16 protein-coding genes and 3 pseudogenes are annotated in these 18,452 nt (G+C 39.5%); 13 read left to right on the top strand and 6 right to left on the bottom strand.

The genetic code is table 11. From position 1 onward, the window contains the following. The first annotated feature begins 527 nt into the window (after positions 1-527). The 11 genes and pseudogenes from SLP02_RS18735 to SLP02_RS18685 all read left to right on the top strand — a co-directional run bounded on the left by SLP02_RS18735 (position 528) and on the right by SLP02_RS18685 (position 8,577). The gene (locus SLP02_RS18735) at positions 528-1,571 is read left to right on the top strand and encodes a YsnF/AvaK domain-containing protein (protein ID WP_319422241.1); all 1,044 of its coding nucleotides are present in this window, start codon (positions 528-530) and stop codon (positions 1,569-1,571) included. A 301-nt stretch (positions 1,572-1,872) separates the two neighbouring features. Beyond that, complete coding sequence (locus SLP02_RS18730) at positions 1,873-2,328, top strand: BON domain-containing protein (protein WP_319422240.1); 456 nt, start codon at positions 1,873-1,875, stop codon at positions 2,326-2,328. Between the two features lie 167 nt (positions 2,329-2,495). After that, on the top strand, positions 2,496-3,029 hold the full coding sequence (locus tag SLP02_RS18725; RefSeq protein WP_319422239.1) for a DUF421 domain-containing protein: 534 nt from the start codon (positions 2,496-2,498) through the stop codon (positions 3,027-3,029). A 42-nt stretch (positions 3,030-3,071) separates the two neighbouring features. Then, complete coding sequence (locus tag SLP02_RS18720) at positions 3,072-3,782, top strand: sterol desaturase family protein (RefSeq protein WP_319422238.1); 711 nt, start codon at positions 3,072-3,074, stop codon at positions 3,780-3,782. Positions 3,783-3,828: 46 nt separating this feature from the next. After that, positions 3,829-4,374 carry a DUF2382 domain-containing protein gene (locus tag SLP02_RS18715; RefSeq protein WP_319422237.1) on the top strand — a complete coding sequence of 182 codons (546 nt, stop codon included), beginning with the start codon at positions 3,829-3,831 and terminating at the stop codon, positions 4,372-4,374. A 185-nt stretch (positions 4,375-4,559) separates the two neighbouring features. Beyond that, the gene (locus SLP02_RS18710; RefSeq protein ID WP_319422236.1) at positions 4,560-4,721 is read left to right on the top strand and encodes a hypothetical protein; all 162 of its coding nucleotides are present in this window, start codon (positions 4,560-4,562) and stop codon (positions 4,719-4,721) included. A gap of 187 nt (positions 4,722-4,908) precedes the next feature. After that, positions 4,909-5,409, top strand: a pseudogene (locus tag SLP02_RS18705) (NAD(P)/FAD-dependent oxidoreductase); the annotation flags it as partial. Positions 5,410-5,515: 106 nt separating this feature from the next. Further along, the gene (locus SLP02_RS18700; protein WP_319420078.1) at positions 5,516-6,295 is read left to right on the top strand and encodes a hypothetical protein; all 780 of its coding nucleotides are present in this window, start codon (positions 5,516-5,518) and stop codon (positions 6,293-6,295) included. Between the two features lie 158 nt (positions 6,296-6,453). Continuing rightward, a complete protein-coding gene (locus SLP02_RS18695; protein WP_319418699.1) occupies positions 6,454-6,738 on the top strand; it encodes a hypothetical protein in 285 nt (94 codons plus the stop codon). Between the two features lie 14 nt (positions 6,739-6,752). After that, complete coding sequence (locus SLP02_RS18690; RefSeq protein WP_319422234.1) at positions 6,753-7,040, top strand: hypothetical protein; 288 nt, start codon at positions 6,753-6,755, stop codon at positions 7,038-7,040. Between the two features lie 55 nt (positions 7,041-7,095). Next, the gene (locus tag SLP02_RS18685) at positions 7,096-8,577 is read left to right on the top strand and encodes a hypothetical protein (protein ID WP_319422233.1); all 1,482 of its coding nucleotides are present in this window, start codon (positions 7,096-7,098) and stop codon (positions 8,575-8,577) included. 172 nt (positions 8,578-8,749) lie between these two features. On the opposite strand, the pseudogene SLP02_RS18680 reads toward SLP02_RS18685, so the two are convergent. From SLP02_RS18680 to SLP02_RS18670, 3 genes and pseudogenes are all read right to left on the bottom strand, one after another. Beyond that, a pseudogene (locus SLP02_RS18680) lies at positions 8,750-9,494 on the bottom strand (IS630 family transposase); the annotation flags it as partial. Positions 9,495-9,516: 22 nt separating this feature from the next. Then, entirely contained in the window at positions 9,517-9,996 is a 480-nt protein-coding gene (locus tag SLP02_RS18675; RefSeq protein ID WP_319418707.1) for a hypothetical protein, read from the bottom strand. Positions 9,997-10,626: 630 nt separating this feature from the next. Continuing rightward, complete coding sequence (locus SLP02_RS18670; protein WP_319418706.1) at positions 10,627-11,220, bottom strand: hypothetical protein; 594 nt, start codon at positions 11,218-11,220, stop codon at positions 10,627-10,629. Positions 11,221-12,275: 1,055 nt separating this feature from the next. Here SLP02_RS18670 and SLP02_RS18665 point away from each other — a divergent pair. Then, entirely contained in the window at positions 12,276-13,016 is a 741-nt protein-coding gene (locus tag SLP02_RS18665; protein ID WP_319422232.1) for a hypothetical protein, read from the top strand. A gap of 1,025 nt (positions 13,017-14,041) precedes the next feature. Next, positions 14,042-14,842: pseudogene (locus SLP02_RS18660) on the top strand (FAD-dependent oxidoreductase); the annotation flags it as partial. A gap of 253 nt (positions 14,843-15,095) precedes the next feature. Here the strand turns inward: SLP02_RS18660 and SLP02_RS18655 are convergent. The 3 genes from SLP02_RS18655 to ctaD form a co-directional block, all read right to left on the bottom strand. Beyond that, positions 15,096-15,803 (bottom strand): Crp/Fnr family transcriptional regulator, encoded by a 708-nt coding sequence (locus SLP02_RS18655; RefSeq protein WP_319422230.1) that lies wholly within the window; start codon positions 15,801-15,803, stop codon positions 15,096-15,098. 141 nt (positions 15,804-15,944) lie between these two features. After that, the gene (locus SLP02_RS18650) at positions 15,945-16,589 is read right to left on the bottom strand and encodes a cytochrome c oxidase subunit 3 (RefSeq protein ID WP_413467242.1); all 645 of its coding nucleotides are present in this window, start codon (positions 16,587-16,589) and stop codon (positions 15,945-15,947) included. A gap of 174 nt (positions 16,590-16,763) precedes the next feature. Beyond that, complete coding sequence (ctaD, locus tag SLP02_RS18645) at positions 16,764-18,446, bottom strand: cytochrome c oxidase subunit I (RefSeq protein WP_319422229.1); 1,683 nt, start codon at positions 18,444-18,446, stop codon at positions 16,764-16,766. Positions 18,447-18,452 lie beyond the last annotated feature (6 nt).

The following is an 18,452-nucleotide window of genomic DNA, read 5'->3' as shown; positions in this document are numbered from 1 at the left end:
GAAAAATAGCGGGATTATGAGATATTGTTGCTCATGTTTACTTGACGATTGATGACCAAAAAGATATCGTTAATGCGATCGCCAACTTCTAAGTTGCTCAAATCTCTCTCCATAATCAATTCATCTCTCTCAATGTTTTTTAAATTTATAGACTCTTTTAGAAAATTGAGGTAGAAATGCCTTTTTTTATAAATTTACACTAGAGCTAAAAAATAGAATACAAAAATATTTTACTGATATTTATAAGCTGATGAAATCAGCTATCTTATTGCTGAAAATTTATCTAATTGATAGACCTTTAGATAGATGAACCTTAGATAGATGTTTTTTATCCAGAAGAATGCAAATATTAGGAGCGTGAATAAAAATAGCTCTCTTGCACGAATAAACTATTCACTTTTTTATCTCTTGTTTAGATAATTAACAACGATTTGTGTAAAAACTCTAATCATATTTCGCTAATTTTAACTTGAATCAATTCAACGATTCAAACTAGCTAAAGATACAAATAAACTAAGGAGAAAAATATGGACAATTACAATAATATGGACAATTACAATAATATGGATAATTACAATAGCATGAACACGGATAATCATAAGAGATTCTATAAACGTGCTTCTGGACTATTTTATAGTCGCGACGAAGCAGAAGCAGCAGTTCGCGCTCTCAAAGATGATGGTTATGACATGGATCATGTATCTGTCATTGCTAGAGATGCCGATCAAATAGGCGGACACGAAACTACCGAAGATGCTGGTAATAAAGCTGATGATGGTGCTGCTACTGGTATAGTAACAGGTGGTGCTTTAGGTGGTCTAGGTGGACTATTGGTTGGTCTAGGAACACTAGCAATTCCTGGTATTGGACCAATCTTGCTAGCAGGCGCAGGAGCGACAACTCTGGCAACTACATTGGCTGGTGCGGGTATTGGTGCTGTTGCGGGTGGACTGATTGGAGGTTTAATTGGTCTGGGTATTCCTGAAGAAAAGGCAAAAATATACAATGATCGTGTTAAAGGAGGAAGCTACCTAGTCATAGTCAATGGCACAGCAGCAGAAATTGCCCGTGCAAAACCAATCATGGAGCATAATGGTGTAGAAGAATTTGGCATTTACGATGTCCCAGGTGCAGCAGCTACGGCTGTTACTGAAGTAGATGAAGATATCCGAACTAGAGCCGATGTAGCCGATCACGATAAGATCAGACTATACGAAGAACGCTTGATGGTCAATAAGCAGCGTGCTAAAGCTGGCGAAGTTTCTATTGGCAAACGAGTAGAAACTGAAACTGCTAACGTTTCTGTTCCCGTAGAGAAAGAGCGTATCGTCATTGAACGTACAAACGCTACCTCTGGCACTGCTGTTGCTCCTGGTACTGCTAACTTCACTGGCAACGAAGTAGCAAAAGTAGATCTTTATGAAGAAACCGCTGACATTCAAAAGCAAGCTTTTGTTCGTGAAGAGGTCAGTGTTCGCAAAGAAGTAGATACAGAAACCGTCCAAGCCAGAGAAACTATTCGTCGTGAAGAATTAGAGATAGACTCAGACGGCGATGTTATTGAACGTTAACCGCATCAGGCATTGAGCATTAATTAGCAAGAAAACAAAGGCAATTAATGTTCAAGACCTGATAGCAAATTTTTTACTTCGTAAGTTTCATAGGCAATCACAAATCTGTCAAAGATTAAGTACACAAAATTAAATGTGCAGCTATGTAATTTTCTATTTAGTTGTCACATTTTTGAAAATAATTTATATGTCTGTATTTTTAGTCCTTCAGCTTGATTGCCTTGGCAATTTATCGAGTTGATGGTGATACTTTCGCCACAGTTAGTCAATAAAATCAATTATCCATAAGCGAGACAACACAATGAATAAACTAACAACATTTTTACTAGGTGGTATTTTACTTTTTGGCGCAGTCGGCTGTGATGTAGCCAGAACTAGTGCTGATGCCCCTACCTCGGACGATGGAAAAGTAGAAAACCCTGGACAGGTACAAGATACCAAAGAAGATGCTACCAACGAAATTCGCCAAAAGCAGCTAAATTCTGATATTCGCGCCAGAGAGCAACGTAACGATATTGCAGGCAACCAGGAAAAAAGAGACGATTCTGATCTCGAGAGTGAAATTAGAGCAAAATTAGAGGCTAATATACCTCGTTCTAAACTAACTATACAAGCAAAAGATGGTAATGTAGCGATCGCGGGAACTGTTCCTGGTGATAAAGAATATTCAACCATTGAACCTTTAGCTAAAGAAATTACTGGAGTTAACAATGTAAATATAGACAATGTAAAAGTAGTACCTGGGCCTGAATCATAGATTTAGCCTTTAGTTAATTCCCGACTCGTCAGATACGATAGCCAAGCTTGAAAGTTATACAAGTAACTTTCTATGTAAGAACATAACTATTTATGTTTAGCAAATAAAATGAGTTGGCACTAGTCTCTGACGAGTTTTTTACTTAATTTGCTTTTAAATAACTGATCATGTTTAGCGATTTTAATCCATTTTTAGAAATACTAATAACAGCCCCCATAGGATACGTAGCAATCATCATTCTGCTACGAGTATCAGGTAAGCGAACTCTAGCAAAATGGAATTCTTTTGACTTTGTGGTTACCATTGCCCTCGGTTCAGTTTTAGCCAGCATACTTTTATCAACTAAGGATGCTTTTGGTAAAGGAATTTTGGCATTTGCCCTGCTAATATTATTTCAATACGTTATTACCTGGATTTCGGTGCGCTCTTCAATAATTCAAAAATTGATTAAAGCAGAACCAGCGATGCTTCTTTATCGAGGAAAAATGCAGCAAGACATTATGAAGCGAGAGCGCGTTGCCGAAGGGGAAATATTGGCAGCTTTACGCAGTAATGGTTTATCGGCAATAGAAGACGCTGATGCCGTAATCTTAGAAACAGATGGAAGCTTTAGTGTTATTCAAAATCTTAACGACAGTTCTGCTTCTGCTTTGAAAGATGTTCGGGAGTTCGATCGTACTAGAATGGCTCGTGCTAATTAAAAATTTGAAAATGCTGCTCATAACTGTTGTTTGCTTAAAATAATGAAACTTTGGCTACATTACCTTTTTTGCTTTTTTAGTATTATTCTTTTGCGTTACTTTTTGGTTGCAGGAGGAACTTACTGGCTGTTCTATTCCTCTGACCACAAATCTTTGGTCAAAAGTCCTGTAAATCTCAAGTTTCCAAGTCGCAAGTTAATCAAACAAGACATCACCCTATCTATTATTACGACGATCGCGCTATCTATTTGTGCTGCGATAGTAATGACTATTTATGATTCTGGCGCTACTCGTTTGTATTGGTCAGTTGATAAACATGGGGTATGGTATTTGATTGCTAGTTTTTTAGGCGTGATTTTGCTACAGGATACCTGTTTCTACTTTTTTCATCGCGGATTTCATCATCCCCGATTATTTAACTGGCTGCATCGTGGACATCATCACTCCAAGCATCCAACACCCTGGACATCTTTTGCCCTTGATTTTCCTGAAGCGTTAATTCAAGGACTGTTTTTAGTGGCGGTGGTTTTTATAATTCCACTCCATTTTGGTGTTTTGGCTTTGCTGCTAATCACTATGACTATTTGGGCATTGGTTAATCATCTTGGTTTTGAGCTATTCCCTAAATTTCCTCAGCATTGGCTAGGCAAATGGTTGATTAGTTCGGATCATCATTCTTTTCATCATCGCCATTACGCTCAACATTATGGGCTTTATTTTACCTTTTGGGATCGCTTGCTGGGTACTAACTAAAGCGAATAAATTTTTTATTTAATACAATCTGAGGACATTTAGAACAATGGATAATTTTTCTAAGGATGAAGCTGTACAGACTGACCTTTACAACAACGATGTAGACAAAATACAGGCAGGAATACCAGAAACTTATCAAATTTCCTTGCTAGAAGAGAAATTAGTCGTCAAACGTAGCAAGCTCAAAGTTGGGGAAGTGGTTGTTCGCAAAGAAGTGGAAACGCGAATGGTACATTTGCCCATTCGCCGTGAAAAGTTAATTATAGAAAAAGTAGGTGCAACTAATGAACACCTAACAGAGGTTGATTTAGGAGAGGGGGAAATCAACGGCGTTAAGTTTAGTGAGTTGGGCAATACGAATGATATTTATCAAGTACAAAGTGGTTTTATTTCTCTAGAGGCGGTCAAACAGCTATTAGCTAAGATTGATAACCTTTATCAGAATGAATCGGGCGCTGGGGCTAACATCCAGCCTACGGATCGTTCTAATTCTAAAAATGTTAAAGTGCGCCTAGAGATAATTACCGATAATTCTCAATCTCAACAAACTTTTCAAGATCTTTGCGATTCTATGGATAGTTCTTTTAACTAATAAAAGTCCTTATTAACTAATAGGAGAAACTTAAAAACAATAGTATTTGTAGTTGTTAACTACAAATACTATTCATTGCATCTATGGATAGATGTCTTCACTTTTTCTTCTTACTAATATAAACAGTATGAAAAGGATTAATCATCCTTAAACAAAAAACTAATTAGGCTTTAGCTATTTACACAATGCAATATCAAACAACCGCAGGCTGGTCGCTTATTACTTCGGGATTGACCACACTTTTACTTAAGGTTCTTCCTGGCAACTCTCTCTGGTGGGGAATCGGATTTCTAATTATTGGTGCTGTTGTGCTTTTCGTTCGCAAAAGTGATGCTGTCAATACTTAGATTTATTGCATCAACATAAATAGAGGCGATCGCCTCTATTTATGTTTTTTAAGCTGCATTTTTTTTAGAAAAATGCAGCTTAAGATTTAGGCTAATTAAATACAAATCAACCTCATGATAGATAGAGATAGAATAAATGAATTATCTAAACTTAAAATAATCAAATACTCTTTATTTCTTGAATATTATGACAACTTTATCAGGGAAACCTATTTCTTTTTGGTTAGATTCTACTGCCAAAACAAGCTTTCCCAAAATTGAAAATGTAACCGTTGATGTTGCTATTATTGGCGCAGGTATTACAGGTATTACCGCAGCATATTTACTTAAAAAAGCAGGAAAAACCGTCGCCCTAATTGAAGCAGAACACATAGCAGCCAGCGCTAGCGGACATACTACTGCTAAAGTTACCTCTCTACATCAGCTTATTTATGCAGATCTGATTGATAAAATCGGTGAAGATAAAGCCAGACTCTATGGTGAATCAAATCAGGCGGGAGTGGAGTTTGTTGCCTCAACGCTACAAGAAGAGGGAATAGACTGCGATTTTCAACGCAACGATACTTATAGCTTTGCTGAGAAGAAAGACAATCTAGACAAGGTTCAAAAAGAATATGATGCAGCAGTTAAGTTAGGTCTTCCTGCTCATTTTGTCAGTGACACTACTTTGCCTTTTGAGATTGCAGGCTGGCTGCCTGACACAAGTAGCTAAAAGAGTCGAAATGCGGTCAGAAAAAAGAAAAGGTAGAGCAATTATGGGAAGCTGAAAATGAATAGTTTTAGCCTTATATTCCATGTCAAGATCTACCCCTCTTTATCATCAACTGCTGAGTCTACTGAGTCAAGATTCCACATACAGAGATTTCAGGCAGATCAAAGCGTTAGCTTGGATGATCAACGCGCTGATATGTAGCAGCAAAATTAACCTTAGTGAGTGGGAATCTTACGTGATAAGTAGGGCGAACCAAGCACAGAGTATTGAGCGAAGATGGCAAAGATTCGTTCATAACAGTCGAATTAAAGTCAAATCTTTGTATGTACCTCTAGTAATGGCGGCAATTAGTAACTGGAGTGGACAACGCCTCTATCTGGCACTGGATACAACAGTTTTATGGAATCGATACTGCATGATTCATCTTTCTGTGATTTGTGGTGGTAGGGCAATTCCTTTCTTATGGAAAGTAATGGAACATAAAAGTTCAACAGTAGCATTCAAAGAATACAAAACCATGCTGAAATTTTCACGTAGATTACTCCGCAAGTATCCTGATGAGATGCTTCTAGCTGACCGAGGTTTTGCCAACCATCAGTTGATGAATTGGCTCACCACTAGTCAATGGCACTATTGTCTACGCTTACCCTGTGACGTAACTATTCAGGGGGCAAGGAGACATCCTATTGAACTGAAATATCTTTATCCGCCAAAGTCAGAGGCGATTTTGTATCACAATGTTGGACTATGGCTCGATGGAGAATGCCGAAGCAACTTTGTCTTAGCCAATGTCAAGGGGACAAAAGAACCTTGGGCTGTTATTACTGATGAAGACCCGACTCTACAAGCTTTATGGCAGTAGGCTCTAAGATTTCGTATTGAAGAATTATTTTTAGATTCTAAATCTGGAGCTTTTCAATTGGAAGAATCTAAAATTGCCAGACAGCCCGTTGCGCGGGTTTCCCGCGTTGAAGGGACTGTCGAGGTCGCGATCGCAAGGCATTGGAACGTTTATATTTGGTGGTAGCCTTAGCACTTTTATTTGCGACTACTCATGGCATGACAGTTCAATTGAAGGGACTTAGAAGTCAAGTAGATCGGCATTGGGAGAGAGGTTTAAGTTATCTCAAAATTGGGATCAGATGGCTCAAAGGAGTTTTACATAAAGGTCGTAGTTTGTTTGACCCTACACCTTTATTTTCTCAAAATACTTTGCCCTGTTTTGCATCTTCAAAGGCTAGAAGAAAATACTATGATGCCATTTCGTTTATCAGAATTTCGGAATTAAAGTGCTTAAGAGTTTAACTGTCCTCAAATAAATGTGTCAGGCAGCCAGGATTGCAGGTGCAGTTAGGTTTACCAATCAGGCTCAATTTCATGTTCGCAAGTATCTTTTACACCTAGCTAATACTATTCCTGGTGATGGCAGCTATATCTTTGAAGATAGTCGAGTGCAAAGCGTAGAAGAAGGAACACCCTGTACAGTATCCGCCAACAATACTATTTTGCAGGCTACTGAGGTACTGTTGACAACTCATTTGCCGATTATGGATCAAGGGCTGTTTTTTGAAAAAACTACCTTTACTATGCTATCCTACTATTCATAGGCTTTGAGCCTTCTATAAACATAATACGCAGTACGTTTTAGGGAAAAACTAAGGAATGGCTAAACTAGTATCTGAGCAACTACCTAACGACGGTGGATACCATATACCTCAATTAGTAGAGGCAGCTAACGCTAGGCTCAAGCAGATAGGCAGACAAGGCAAGAGAGCAACGATTGCTGCTAAGAACGGCTCTTTAACAATTCGGTTCACTTATCATGACGGCAAAGATAACTCGCAAAAGAACTTAGGCTTAGGAGCTATTGGTGCTAGTCCCAAAGGTATACTCGAAGCTGAGAGGATAGCTGGGTTGGTAACAGGTCAACTAATGGCAGGTAGGTTCGACTTGACTTGGTTCAATCAGCAGATAGGTAAGGATACCTCTGAACAGACTAAGCAGCTAACCTGCAAAGAGATGCTAGAGCAGTACAAGAAGCATTACTTCAAGCAAAGGAAAGACAACAAAACGCCTGAGAATGGATGGTATAAAATGTACAGCAGGTTAGAAAAGGCTGCTGCTGTTGACAATAAGCCTCTATCTTCATCTCTAATCAAACAAACTATTGAATCAACAAAGAGCAATTCAGCCAGCAGAAAGGAGGTACTGAACGGGTTGACAAATCTTTTAGGATTTTTTGAAATTGAAGGACACAAGGCACTCATTGAAGACTACAGGAGAAATAATAAGGTCAAGCCCAAACCGCTTAATGTGCCTACAGATAGGCGAATCATGGAAGTATACTCAAAAGGGTTTGCACCAGCTTATAATGCTCAAAAAAAATGGCTTCATCGCTATTCACAATGGCAGTTCTTATTCGGCTTGCTAGCTACCTATGGATTGAGAATACATGAAGCTTGGCACATAGCTAACTGGGATAAACCAGTAACTCTAAAAGATGGTGACTGGGTAACAGTAGATGTAGGCATTGATGAAGAAATATCAGTACAGCACGAGGGCAAAAATGAAGTAATTCCCGCTATTCTCGACCTCAGCAACAAAAACCACATTTTGTGCATTAAGCACGATACTAAAACTGGCTTTAGAATGACCTTACCTATATCCCCTGAAGGTCATGACTGGATAAAAGAGTTTAACCTTTTACAGCCTCTAAATCTACCTGATATCGAAAATCCTATGAAGAGAATGGGGGAAAATCAGTCTTGCAGCAAAGGCACTAGTAAAACGGCTAAATGGTTTAACAAAAAAGGGTATGGCTTCAAAGCCCATGACTTGCGCCACGCTTACTCTATACGTGGTCATGTACTTGGTTACAATCCTAAAGCTTTGGCTGATAGTAGTGGACACTCTTTAAGGATGAGTGGCAATAACTATGTGCAATACATGAAGCTTGAAACTAAGCTTGCCAATCTTCTCAAAGCATCAAACCAACAACAAGAAAACCGCTCTCAGTTAAAAGTATTTAAAACAGAAAACGCCTCTCTGAAAGCTCAATTACTATCTAAAGATAATGAAATTGAACTACTGCGAACCAAGCTCAAAATGTACGAAGCTATCGCCGAAAATAAGAATCGAAAATAATAACTAACAGTCAATCTTTTGACTGGGCTTCAGTTAAAATAGACTAGTCATAGTTCCTGAACGTCTCGCACCTTGGTGAGGCGTTTTTTATTGTTCTAACTATCAGCTAACGCTATTTGCCAATATTAGCCAACTAAACATAAATCATAGCTACTTACTCATACTTATAGCATTACGCATATACGTTAGGACATTTTTTGAAAGCTGTATCAACACATTCTCTAACAGTCTCAAATTCTTTAACTCTCTGCTTCATCCAAGTTTTGAGAACCGACCACCAACGCTCTATCTTGTTTAGATCGGCAGAATAAGAGGGCAAATACCAAATCTGGCACCCTGCTTCTTCTACTATTTCTTGAATACTTTGTCCTTTATGAAAAGTAGCATTATCAATAATAATGATATTTCCAGGTTGAAGTTGAGGAATCAAACTTTCTTTAAGCCATGTCTCAAATAAATCTCGATTACATGACCCTTCAAAAGTTAACGGAGCAAACACTTTTCCTTCTTTGAATGCAGCAATCCAACTTACTCTCTCATTTCTTTTACCAGATTTGAGTGCCTAACATCTTTCTCCTTTGGGGCTATAACCATAGGGATAATCGTCTCGGTTATCGAATCCTACTTCATCCACATAAACTAGGTTATTTGCCTGTTGATGTTTTAGTTGCTCTTGAAATTCTTTTCTTTTCTCTTCATCTGTTTCTTGATACCCGTAAGTTTGTCTTGGTCAGCGTACATGCGGGCAAGCCCTTTGTCTTGCGCCTGTCGGCGACGCGGGGTCTGACCGCTTTTTTTCTGGTTATGCCTAACTTTTTAATTCCATCACTAATATTTTGCTGGGTAAGATTCTCTCCCCACAAATCTGCCATTTGCTGTTGTGTCTTATCTTTATGTTGTTTAACAAACTGTTTGAATCCTGATTGACTGACAAAACTTTCAAGAAATATTGTAGGAATAAGTTAAAACTTTGAACTCCAACTGATCTGCTCGTTTTTGATATTGCGATCGTGATGCCATTGCAGGTGAGGGATCTTGATTACTAGAGAAAGTCACGCAATGAAGTAAATTCCAACCATTAATGAGTGCAGCTTTGACCCAATCCCAACCAATCCTAAAATAGCTATTACCACGAAACCAATGAGTATCAACCCATCTTCGTTTGCCAATACGAACTACCTCAACACCTTGGGCACTAACGTAGAGAGTAGCCACAGATAAGATAAACCACAAACGGGACAAAGCGCATACATCTCGAATCATCGAGCGTTGAACATTCCAACCACCAGATTGGTCATCTAAAAAATTCGCTTCGATATCAAAACGTAATCCATATTCAGCAAAGGTTTGTAGAGTAGTTTTTTCATTACTGACAATTGCCCATAGTTCGCCGTTAACGTTGTTGCGACCAAGAATCACATGAACTTTGCCAGAAAATTCACCTTTGTGAATCTGTACGTTGTGTAAGCAAATTGCCTCTGCTAAATGAAAGTGAAAGTTTTTAGGTTGACCAGGGCTTCGCCCTACACGATGCGAAGCATCGAAGTCGTCCGAAGGACGGACGATCTGGGCGATAGCCCTGTGGCGCGAAGTGTGAGGTGAACGCTCTCTGCGTTCCGACGTCTCCTTGGGAACGGCGACGGACAGAGAGTCCGTGTATGAAGTAAAACAGCTGCATGAAGTATGAAGTATGAGGTATGAAGTATGAAGTAAAACAGCTACTTCTTCCTTCGTATGAGGTACAAAAAATCTTTCTTCCTTCTTCCTTCAAACTTCTTCCTTCAAACTTCGTAAACAGCTACTTCCTCCTACATGCGGACAAGTCCTTTGTTCCACTATAGTTGCAAGCCCCGTCGTTCACGATCGCTCTTAGTTTGGTAGAGGTACCAGGGCTTCGCCCTACACGATGCGAAGCATCGAAGTCGTCCGAAGGACGGACGATCTGGGCGATAGCCCTGTGTATGAGGTATGAAGGCGCGAAGTATGAGGTGTGAGGTATGAGCTACAAAAAATCCTTCCCGAATTCCGAATTCCTTCTTCCTTCAAACTTCAAACTTCTTCCTTCGTATGAGGTACAAGCCCTCGAACAAACTTGAAACTTCGCGCCTTCATACTTCTGTCTTCAAACTTCTGTTGACACCAACTTCCACGCCAAATCCAGGTATTACTCTTAATTCGGAGACGATAATGCCATCCTAGTTGAGTTGTCAGCATGGTCATCAATTCGGTATGTATAAATCCTCGCTCCGCGAGTAAAATTACCTTAACTGATTCTCGTAGCCTAACTTGTGCCTGCTTAATCATCTCTCGATAATCGGTAACTGAAATACTAGCACTTTCATGGTTCATCACTCTCCACACCAACGGTAAAGCTCTCCCTCGATGAATAACCCAAAGCCGCACAAGGCAATACTCATCCCAGAACAGTGAAGTGTCTAATGCCAAAAATATTTTTGATTCTGACCAATCATCAAGTGCTGCTTTGACCAAGGACTTTCTGATTCGATGGACATTGATTCGAGGATTGTTTAGCCAACGCTGAATACGTCTCTGTCTACCCCCAGCCAACTTCCCTCGACCAGGGATGTACATCGACCATTTTGTCAGGTTGACATTGCCCGTGTGTATTAAAGCAATTATCATCCAAATACAAGTTTGAAGATGACATAAATGTAACCAGTCAGTAGCTTGACCAGGGCTTCGCCCTACACGATGCGAAGCATCGAAGTCGTCCGAAGGACGGACGATCTGGGCGATAGCCCTGTGGCGCGAAGTGTGAGGTGAACGCTCTCTGCGTTCCGACGTCTCCTTGGGAACGGCGACGGACAGAGAGTCCGTGTATGAAGTAAAACAGCTGCATGAAGTATGAAGTATGAGGTATGAAGTATGAAGTAAAACAGCTACTTCTTCCTTCGTATGAGGTACAAAAAATCTTTCTTCCTTCTTCCTTCAAACTTCTTCCTTCAAACTTCGTAAACAGCTACTTCCTCCTACATGCGGACAAGTCCTTTGTTCCACTATAGTTGCAAGCCCCGTCGTTCACGATCGCTCTTAGTTTGGTAGAGGTACCAGGGCTTCGCCCTACACGATGCGAAGCATCGAAGTCGTCCGAAGGACGGACGATCTGGGCGATAGCCCTGTGTATGAGGTATGAAGGCGCGAAGTATGAGGTGTGAGGTATGAGCTACAAAAAATCCTTCCCGAATTCCGAATTCCTTCTTCCTTCAAACTTCAAACTTCAAACTTCAAACTTCGTTCGCCTTCAAACTTCTTCCTTCGTATGAGGTACAAGCCCTCGAACAAACTTGAAACTTCGCGCCTTCATACTTCTGTCTTCAAACTTCTATTGACTCATTCATTGATTCAAGGCATTGTAGAGACGGGAGTTTTGATTCACAGTATTCTGAAATTATGAGTGGTATCTAATCTCAGAGTGCTGACTCCCCTTGCTTTGTGTCAATCCCTCAACTCTTTACTGAATCTCTATTCTCAGGTTTTTCTCTTCATCTTTTGTCAGTCAACCAGCGTACCTACTCACAAACTTTTCAACAGCTAAGTAGGCAACTTGTAACTAGCTATATTTCTTTTGCACTATTTTTGAAGCTTAGGATAAAACAGAACAAAGATACTAAACAGGTATCGACAGGCAAAAAAAAAGAAGCCTTGTCAAACAAGACTAACTTTCTCTCTTAAGCAAAATGATAAATCCAAATAACGAAAATAGCAACCATCAATTTTCTGCTACTCAAAAAAGCTTTAGTAATACCCCGCTATCCCTTCGTAATACTCTACCTCTTTCTACTAATAGCTTTAACTCTCTTTTACCTCTTCTACTAGACTCCCCTTTTCCTCTAAAAGTATTTCTAATTCACTTAGATTATCTTCGTGTTTCTAGTAACGAATTAACAAAGAAATCTTTCAATAGACTTAAACATCTTTTCTTCTCAGAAAGAGATTCTAAAACTATTAATAAGCCTTGGCATCTTGACGACGGTATGCCTAGAAGTAAAAAATACAATTACACAATAGAATCCAAATCAGGAATAATCTTAGGCTACACTAAAAAAGCCAAATACAGGGGTATAAATACCAGATACGTCTATGACATCATGATTCAACTTTCAGGCTCTTATTTCGCCAATTTAAGCCTACTAGAACAGACGAAGTTAATAAACTACCTAAACAGTAATTGGAAGCTTAAATGCCACCGTATAGACGTAGCTACCTCTACTTCTTCTAAAGAACTATTCCCAGTACCTCAGATAGTAGAAGCCCGTCAAGAAGGTAATCACTTTGGCTTCGATAAGCCAGACAAACAATATCTAAAGCTAACTAATCAAGGTTGGTCAGGTACTTTAGGAATAGGTTCTAGACGTTCTCAACATACGTCAGAGTCTACAAAAAAAACAAAAATACATACAGATGGGAAGCAGAATTAAAGCAGAATAAAGCACAAAAGTTATTTAATAAGTTAGCTGACTTAAGCAAAGAAAATGATAGCGGTAGTCTACCTACAAAAGATATCCAAAAGGCTTTACTTAACGCTGCTCTTGGCAAAATAGATTTTAGACTTAAAATTGCAGGTGTGTCTCCAAAAAACAATACCATAGAAAGAACTAAACAGCTACTTTTCTGGAGTAAATTTTTGAATACCGTATACTCATTAATTGAGAATTAATCTATCAGTAATCAGGCTGAAAATAGATAATCTAGCTGATAGTTTCGATCACACATAAATACATCAAAATAAGGCTTGATTGGTGTCTACTAACCATTGGTAACTAATCAAGCTTTCTACTGTCTAAATAGCCAAATTAGACACAGATAAACTAGGTCTATCTCTTCAGATAAGAAGCGAAATGAATACCTACGAAATAACATCGATTCTTTAGATTTAAACTAACCAAAATACTGCTAAGTATCTGCACCTTCCTAAATCGTAGTACGAATCGTACTATGATTCTCAGATACGTACTCAAGCTTTAATTCTTACTCTTACCTCAACATCTACAGCGACCTAGTTTCACATCTGCTACAGCAGCTTTCAATAATCCTGCTTGAGTAAAGCTAGAAGTCAAAACGCAAGAAGCGTAGACGTACCTGAGAATCGTATTGCGATTCATATTACGTTTCAGGAATATAAACATACTAAAAAGTACGTTTTTATCTGAAACATCTATAGTCCACTATAGGGTCTGTCAAACAGACGCTTAAGTTAAAAAAACCGCCTATATAGAGACAAAATTAGATTTTATTTTCTAATTGCTTATTAGGTATAAATGTACTTAGTTTATTTGTATTACTTTCTAAGGAAAAGCTAAGGAGCGAAAGTGGATGCTAAAGTAGGTATATTGTCAAGTCTAGGCTTCGTTCTAAGGAAAAGCAAAGGAAAATAGCACTTCTCTAATTCCTTAAATCGCTTAAACCTTTATCTGTACGGTGTTTTATCAAAGTAGAGAAACTTTTTGCGAAAACTTTTCCTCAACGTTCTTACATTATTGGTGCCAAGATTAATCCAGAAAAAGCACCTGAAGGAATGTATATTGGCGTAGGTAAAAACTATCACTCAATTCGTACTACTCCCACTGAGGATGGAGGCTTGCTACTGCTAATTGGTGGTGGTAGTCATAAAGTCGGAGAGAAAAGCGAAACAGAGGAATCCTATCAACAATTAGAAAGCTACGCCCATTCTCATTTTGGCATCGATAAAATCGACTATCGTTGGTCAAGTCAAGATTACAAATCTTTTGACCAACTTCCCTATATTGGCAAGTTGACTCCTGTAAACGAACATATTTATGTAGCCACAGGCTTTAGTCTTTGGGGTATGAGTAAAGGCACCATGGCGGGCATGATTTTAGCTGATTTAGTACAGGGAAAAGAAAACCCTTGGGCTGATTTATACGATTCACTTCGAGCTACGCCTTTTGTAACCAAAGAATCGATTAAAAACAATAATTTAGATGTGGGAATGCACTGGGTAGGAGATAGGCTTAAAGGCATCCAAAACTGGTCTACCGATGATGTCAAACCAGGTGAGGGAAAAATAATTACTCTCCAAGGCGAAAAAGTCGGGGTTTATAAAGATGAAGCAGGTAAAGTAACAGCGGTCAATGCTACTTGTCCTCATCTTGGCTGTATTGTTAACTGGAACAGTGCTGAAAAAAGTTGGGACTGTCCTTGTCATGGGGGACGTTTCACCTGCCAAGGGAAGGTAATTCAAGCTCCTGCACTCAAAGATTTAGAGCCAAAAGTTTTGTCTTAAATTAATTTTTTGGCGTTGCTGAATGTGTAATGCTAAAAGTATATTTAGCTTATTTATTAAGTAGTGATGGTTTCTTAAAAGCTTAGAGCTTAGAGCTTAGAGCTACCAACAGTCATCCTTTGTACGACATTACTTGATCAGCAACGCCAATTTTTTTATTTACCGTGAGCAAGACGGGTGAGTCGAAAAGCTTACCCGATAATATTTAAAAGCGATCGCCTTTAAATATAGCAATCGAATTATCGATAGTGAATCAATCGAGCAACCGAGAAAACTCTTTAGCAATTAGCCAGTAACATTCGCAGGCATGAGCTTCTAGCTTTTCTTGAGAGACAATACGTATCAAGCCACGTTGATAGTGAATAATGTCTGCTTTTTTAAATTTGTTAGCTACTTCGGTTACACCAGTACGGCGCACTCCCAACATTTGCGAGATAAATTTTTGAGTTAACCCGAATTCATCTTGTTGAAGACTGTCTCGTAGCATGAGCAACCAACAAGCAAATCGCTGCTCGAGGTTGTGATAGCGATTACAGGCAGCAATTTGACCAACCTCGATTATTCGAGCTTGAATGTAGCGCATCAGCAGACAGTTTAATGCTCCTTGGCGATTAAACTCTGCTTTTAGTCGTAGGGCAGGAATTCGATAACCATTGCCACCCACCTGAACCATAGCGGTAGAGTTTGTATAACCAGTATTCAAGATAATTGGCAGTCCCACCATGCCTTCATTGCCAATGATTCCAATCTCCATTGTTGAACCGTTTTCCATAATCGCCACGGTAGAAACAATTGAGTGAGAGGGAAAGTAAGCATATTTGTAGTCTTCTCCAGCATTATAAAGAATTTCATTTTGAGTCAGCTTTACTGGTTCTAAATAGGGGAAAAGGTGTTGATAATCTTCGGTTGGTAGAGTAGCTAATAGCCGATTGACTGGCTTGCTTAAATTTGGTGAGGACAATTTGTATATATCTCAAAATTTTCCTAGCGTTAGCTAGGCAACCTAATACTAAATCATTTTGGACAAAATGATTTAGTATTTTTTGTTTTGGCGTTGCTGAATAATTAGTAATTTGAGCGATCAAAAACAAACTTGTTAGTGTTAATTAATCAGATATACCAAGACAAATAACACTAACCAAATTACATCAACAAAGTGCCAGTATATCTCTGCTGCCTCTACGCCAAAATGGCTGCTGCTAGAATAGTGTCCTTCTTCGCGCGATCGCCACAAGACACAGAGAATTAATAATACTCCTGTCATTACGTGTAGACCGTGGAATCCAGTCAAGACATAAAAGCAACTAGCAAAAAGATTAGTAGTTAAACCAAACTCGGCATGAGAATACTCATATATTTGTCCAGCTAAGAACACTGCGCCCATAGCGGCAGTGATGCCAAACCAAGTTTGTAAACCTTTAACGTCGTTATTTTTAAGAGCAGTTTGTCCTCGATGCATCACAAAACTACTAGCTACGAGGATCGAGGTATTGATAATTGGGATCAGCAACTCTAATTCTGGCATACCTTCAGGAGGCCAGACTGGCATAATCGCTCGATAGATGAGCAACGCAGCAAAAAAACCGATAAAGGTCATACTATCGGAAACAAGAAAGATATACAGACCAAACATTCGATAATCGGGATGTCCATGATGTCCATGATCCGCTTCTTGTTCGGAGGCGATGCCTACGGCTAGCTTCGCATTCGCTATTTGTGATTTATTATCTACTGTTGAACCTTGCATATTAAATTAACTGATTTTGTTCTAATTGATTGGTTAAGACAGTTATTAGTTGTTAGTTATTAGTCAGGAGATGAGGAAATCAGGTTGAAGTAAAACTGTTTCTTTCTTCATCCCTGTCTTGGTCAGCATTCCCTTGCGCCTTCGGACGACGCGGGGTCTGACCGCTATCCCTTTCTATCGCCCTTCTGCCGTTACGGCTGCCAACATATCTTCTACGTCTTCATCCCCATCGATACTTTCGCTATCTACACCATAATCATAAGGTCCCGCCCATAATACAGGCTCTTCTTCAAAGTTTTCAATAATTGGTGGGGAAGCAGTTTGCCATTCTAAAGTTAATGCGCGCCAAGGGTTGCGACCAGCTTTTTTGCCTTTATACAAACTCCAAACAATATTAATTATGAAGGGGAAGGTAGATAGTGCCAGAATATATGATCCAATAGTACAGACTATGTTGAGAGTCTGAAACTGAGGATCGTAAAGGGCAATACGACGGTTCATACCCTGTAAGCCCAATTGGTGCATGGGTAGAAAGGTAATGTTGAAGCCTACAAAAGTCATAATAAAGTGAATCTGACCCAGGGTTTCATTAACCATCCGCCCAGTCATTTTAGGAAACCAATGATAGACCGCTGCAAATAAGCCAAACACCGAACCGCCAAAGAGAACATAGTGGAAGTGAGCCACAATAAAGTATGTGTCGTGGACGTGGATGTCAAACGGCACAGCAGCCAACATAACTCCACTTAAACCGCCAATTAAAAAGGACGAAAGAAAACCAACTGCAAAAATAAAGGCACTGTTGAGGCTGAGTTTTCCACCCCAAATAGTCGCACACCAGCTAAATACCTTAATCCCTGTAGGCACGGCAATAATCATGGTGGTTGCCATAAAGAACATCCGCAACCAGCCAGGAGTACCACTAGAGAACATATGGTGCGCCCAGACAATTAAGCCTAAGAAACTAATTGCCAAACTAGAATAGGCGATCGCTCTATATCCAAAGACTGGTTTACGAGCATGAACTGGCAAAATCTCGGAAATTGCCCCAAAAAAGGGCAAAATCATAATATATACAGCAGGATGAGAATAAAACCAGAACATATGCTGGTAAACTATTGGATCGCCACCCCCCGCAGGATTGAAAAATGCCGTGCCTGCAAGCAGATCGAAGGAAAGCAAGATTAAAGCTGCTCCTAATACGGGAGTACCAATTAAGATCAAGCCTGAAGTTGCTAACATTGACCAGCAAAACAAAGGCATACTGTGAATGTCCATATCGGGAATCCGCATTAGCAGGATAGTAGTGACAAAGTTAATTGCCCCCAACATCGAAGATGTTCCCAAGATCAAAATACTGAGGATCCAAATCTCTTCTCCCGATTTACCACTTACCAGACTCAAAGGTGGATAAGAAGTCCAGCCAGCTTGAGGCGCACCGTTAAAGAAGCTACTCAGCAATAAAATACCGCCTGGGGGGATCATCCAAAATGCCACGGCATTAAGACGGGGAAATGCCATATCTTCTGCCCCAATCATCAAGGGAATCAAATAATTAGCAAATGCTGCCCCCGCAGGGATAATCCACAGAAACAACATAATTGTTCCGTGCATAGTCAAAAGCTGATTATAAAATTCAGGTTGCACAAAATCAGGATCGGGGGTAGAAAGTTCAGTCCGCATTACTTCGGCTAATGCGCCACCGATAAAGTAGAAAAGGAAAGCAGTAGTTAAATATTGAATACCTATTACTTTATGATCGGTACTAAAGCCAAAGTAATCTTGCCACTTTCTTTGGGGATGTTCATCATGTCCGTCTATTGTAGTCGGGACATTTCTTTCTAGTGTTGTACTCATTCTGTA

This window comes from Pleurocapsa sp. FMAR1, assembly GCF_963665995.1.
Taxonomy (GTDB): domain Bacteria; phylum Cyanobacteriota; class Cyanobacteriia; order Cyanobacteriales; family Xenococcaceae; genus Waterburya.
The sequence above is the reverse complement of the archived record's forward strand: the minus strand, read 5'-3'. Positions and strand labels throughout refer to the sequence as shown.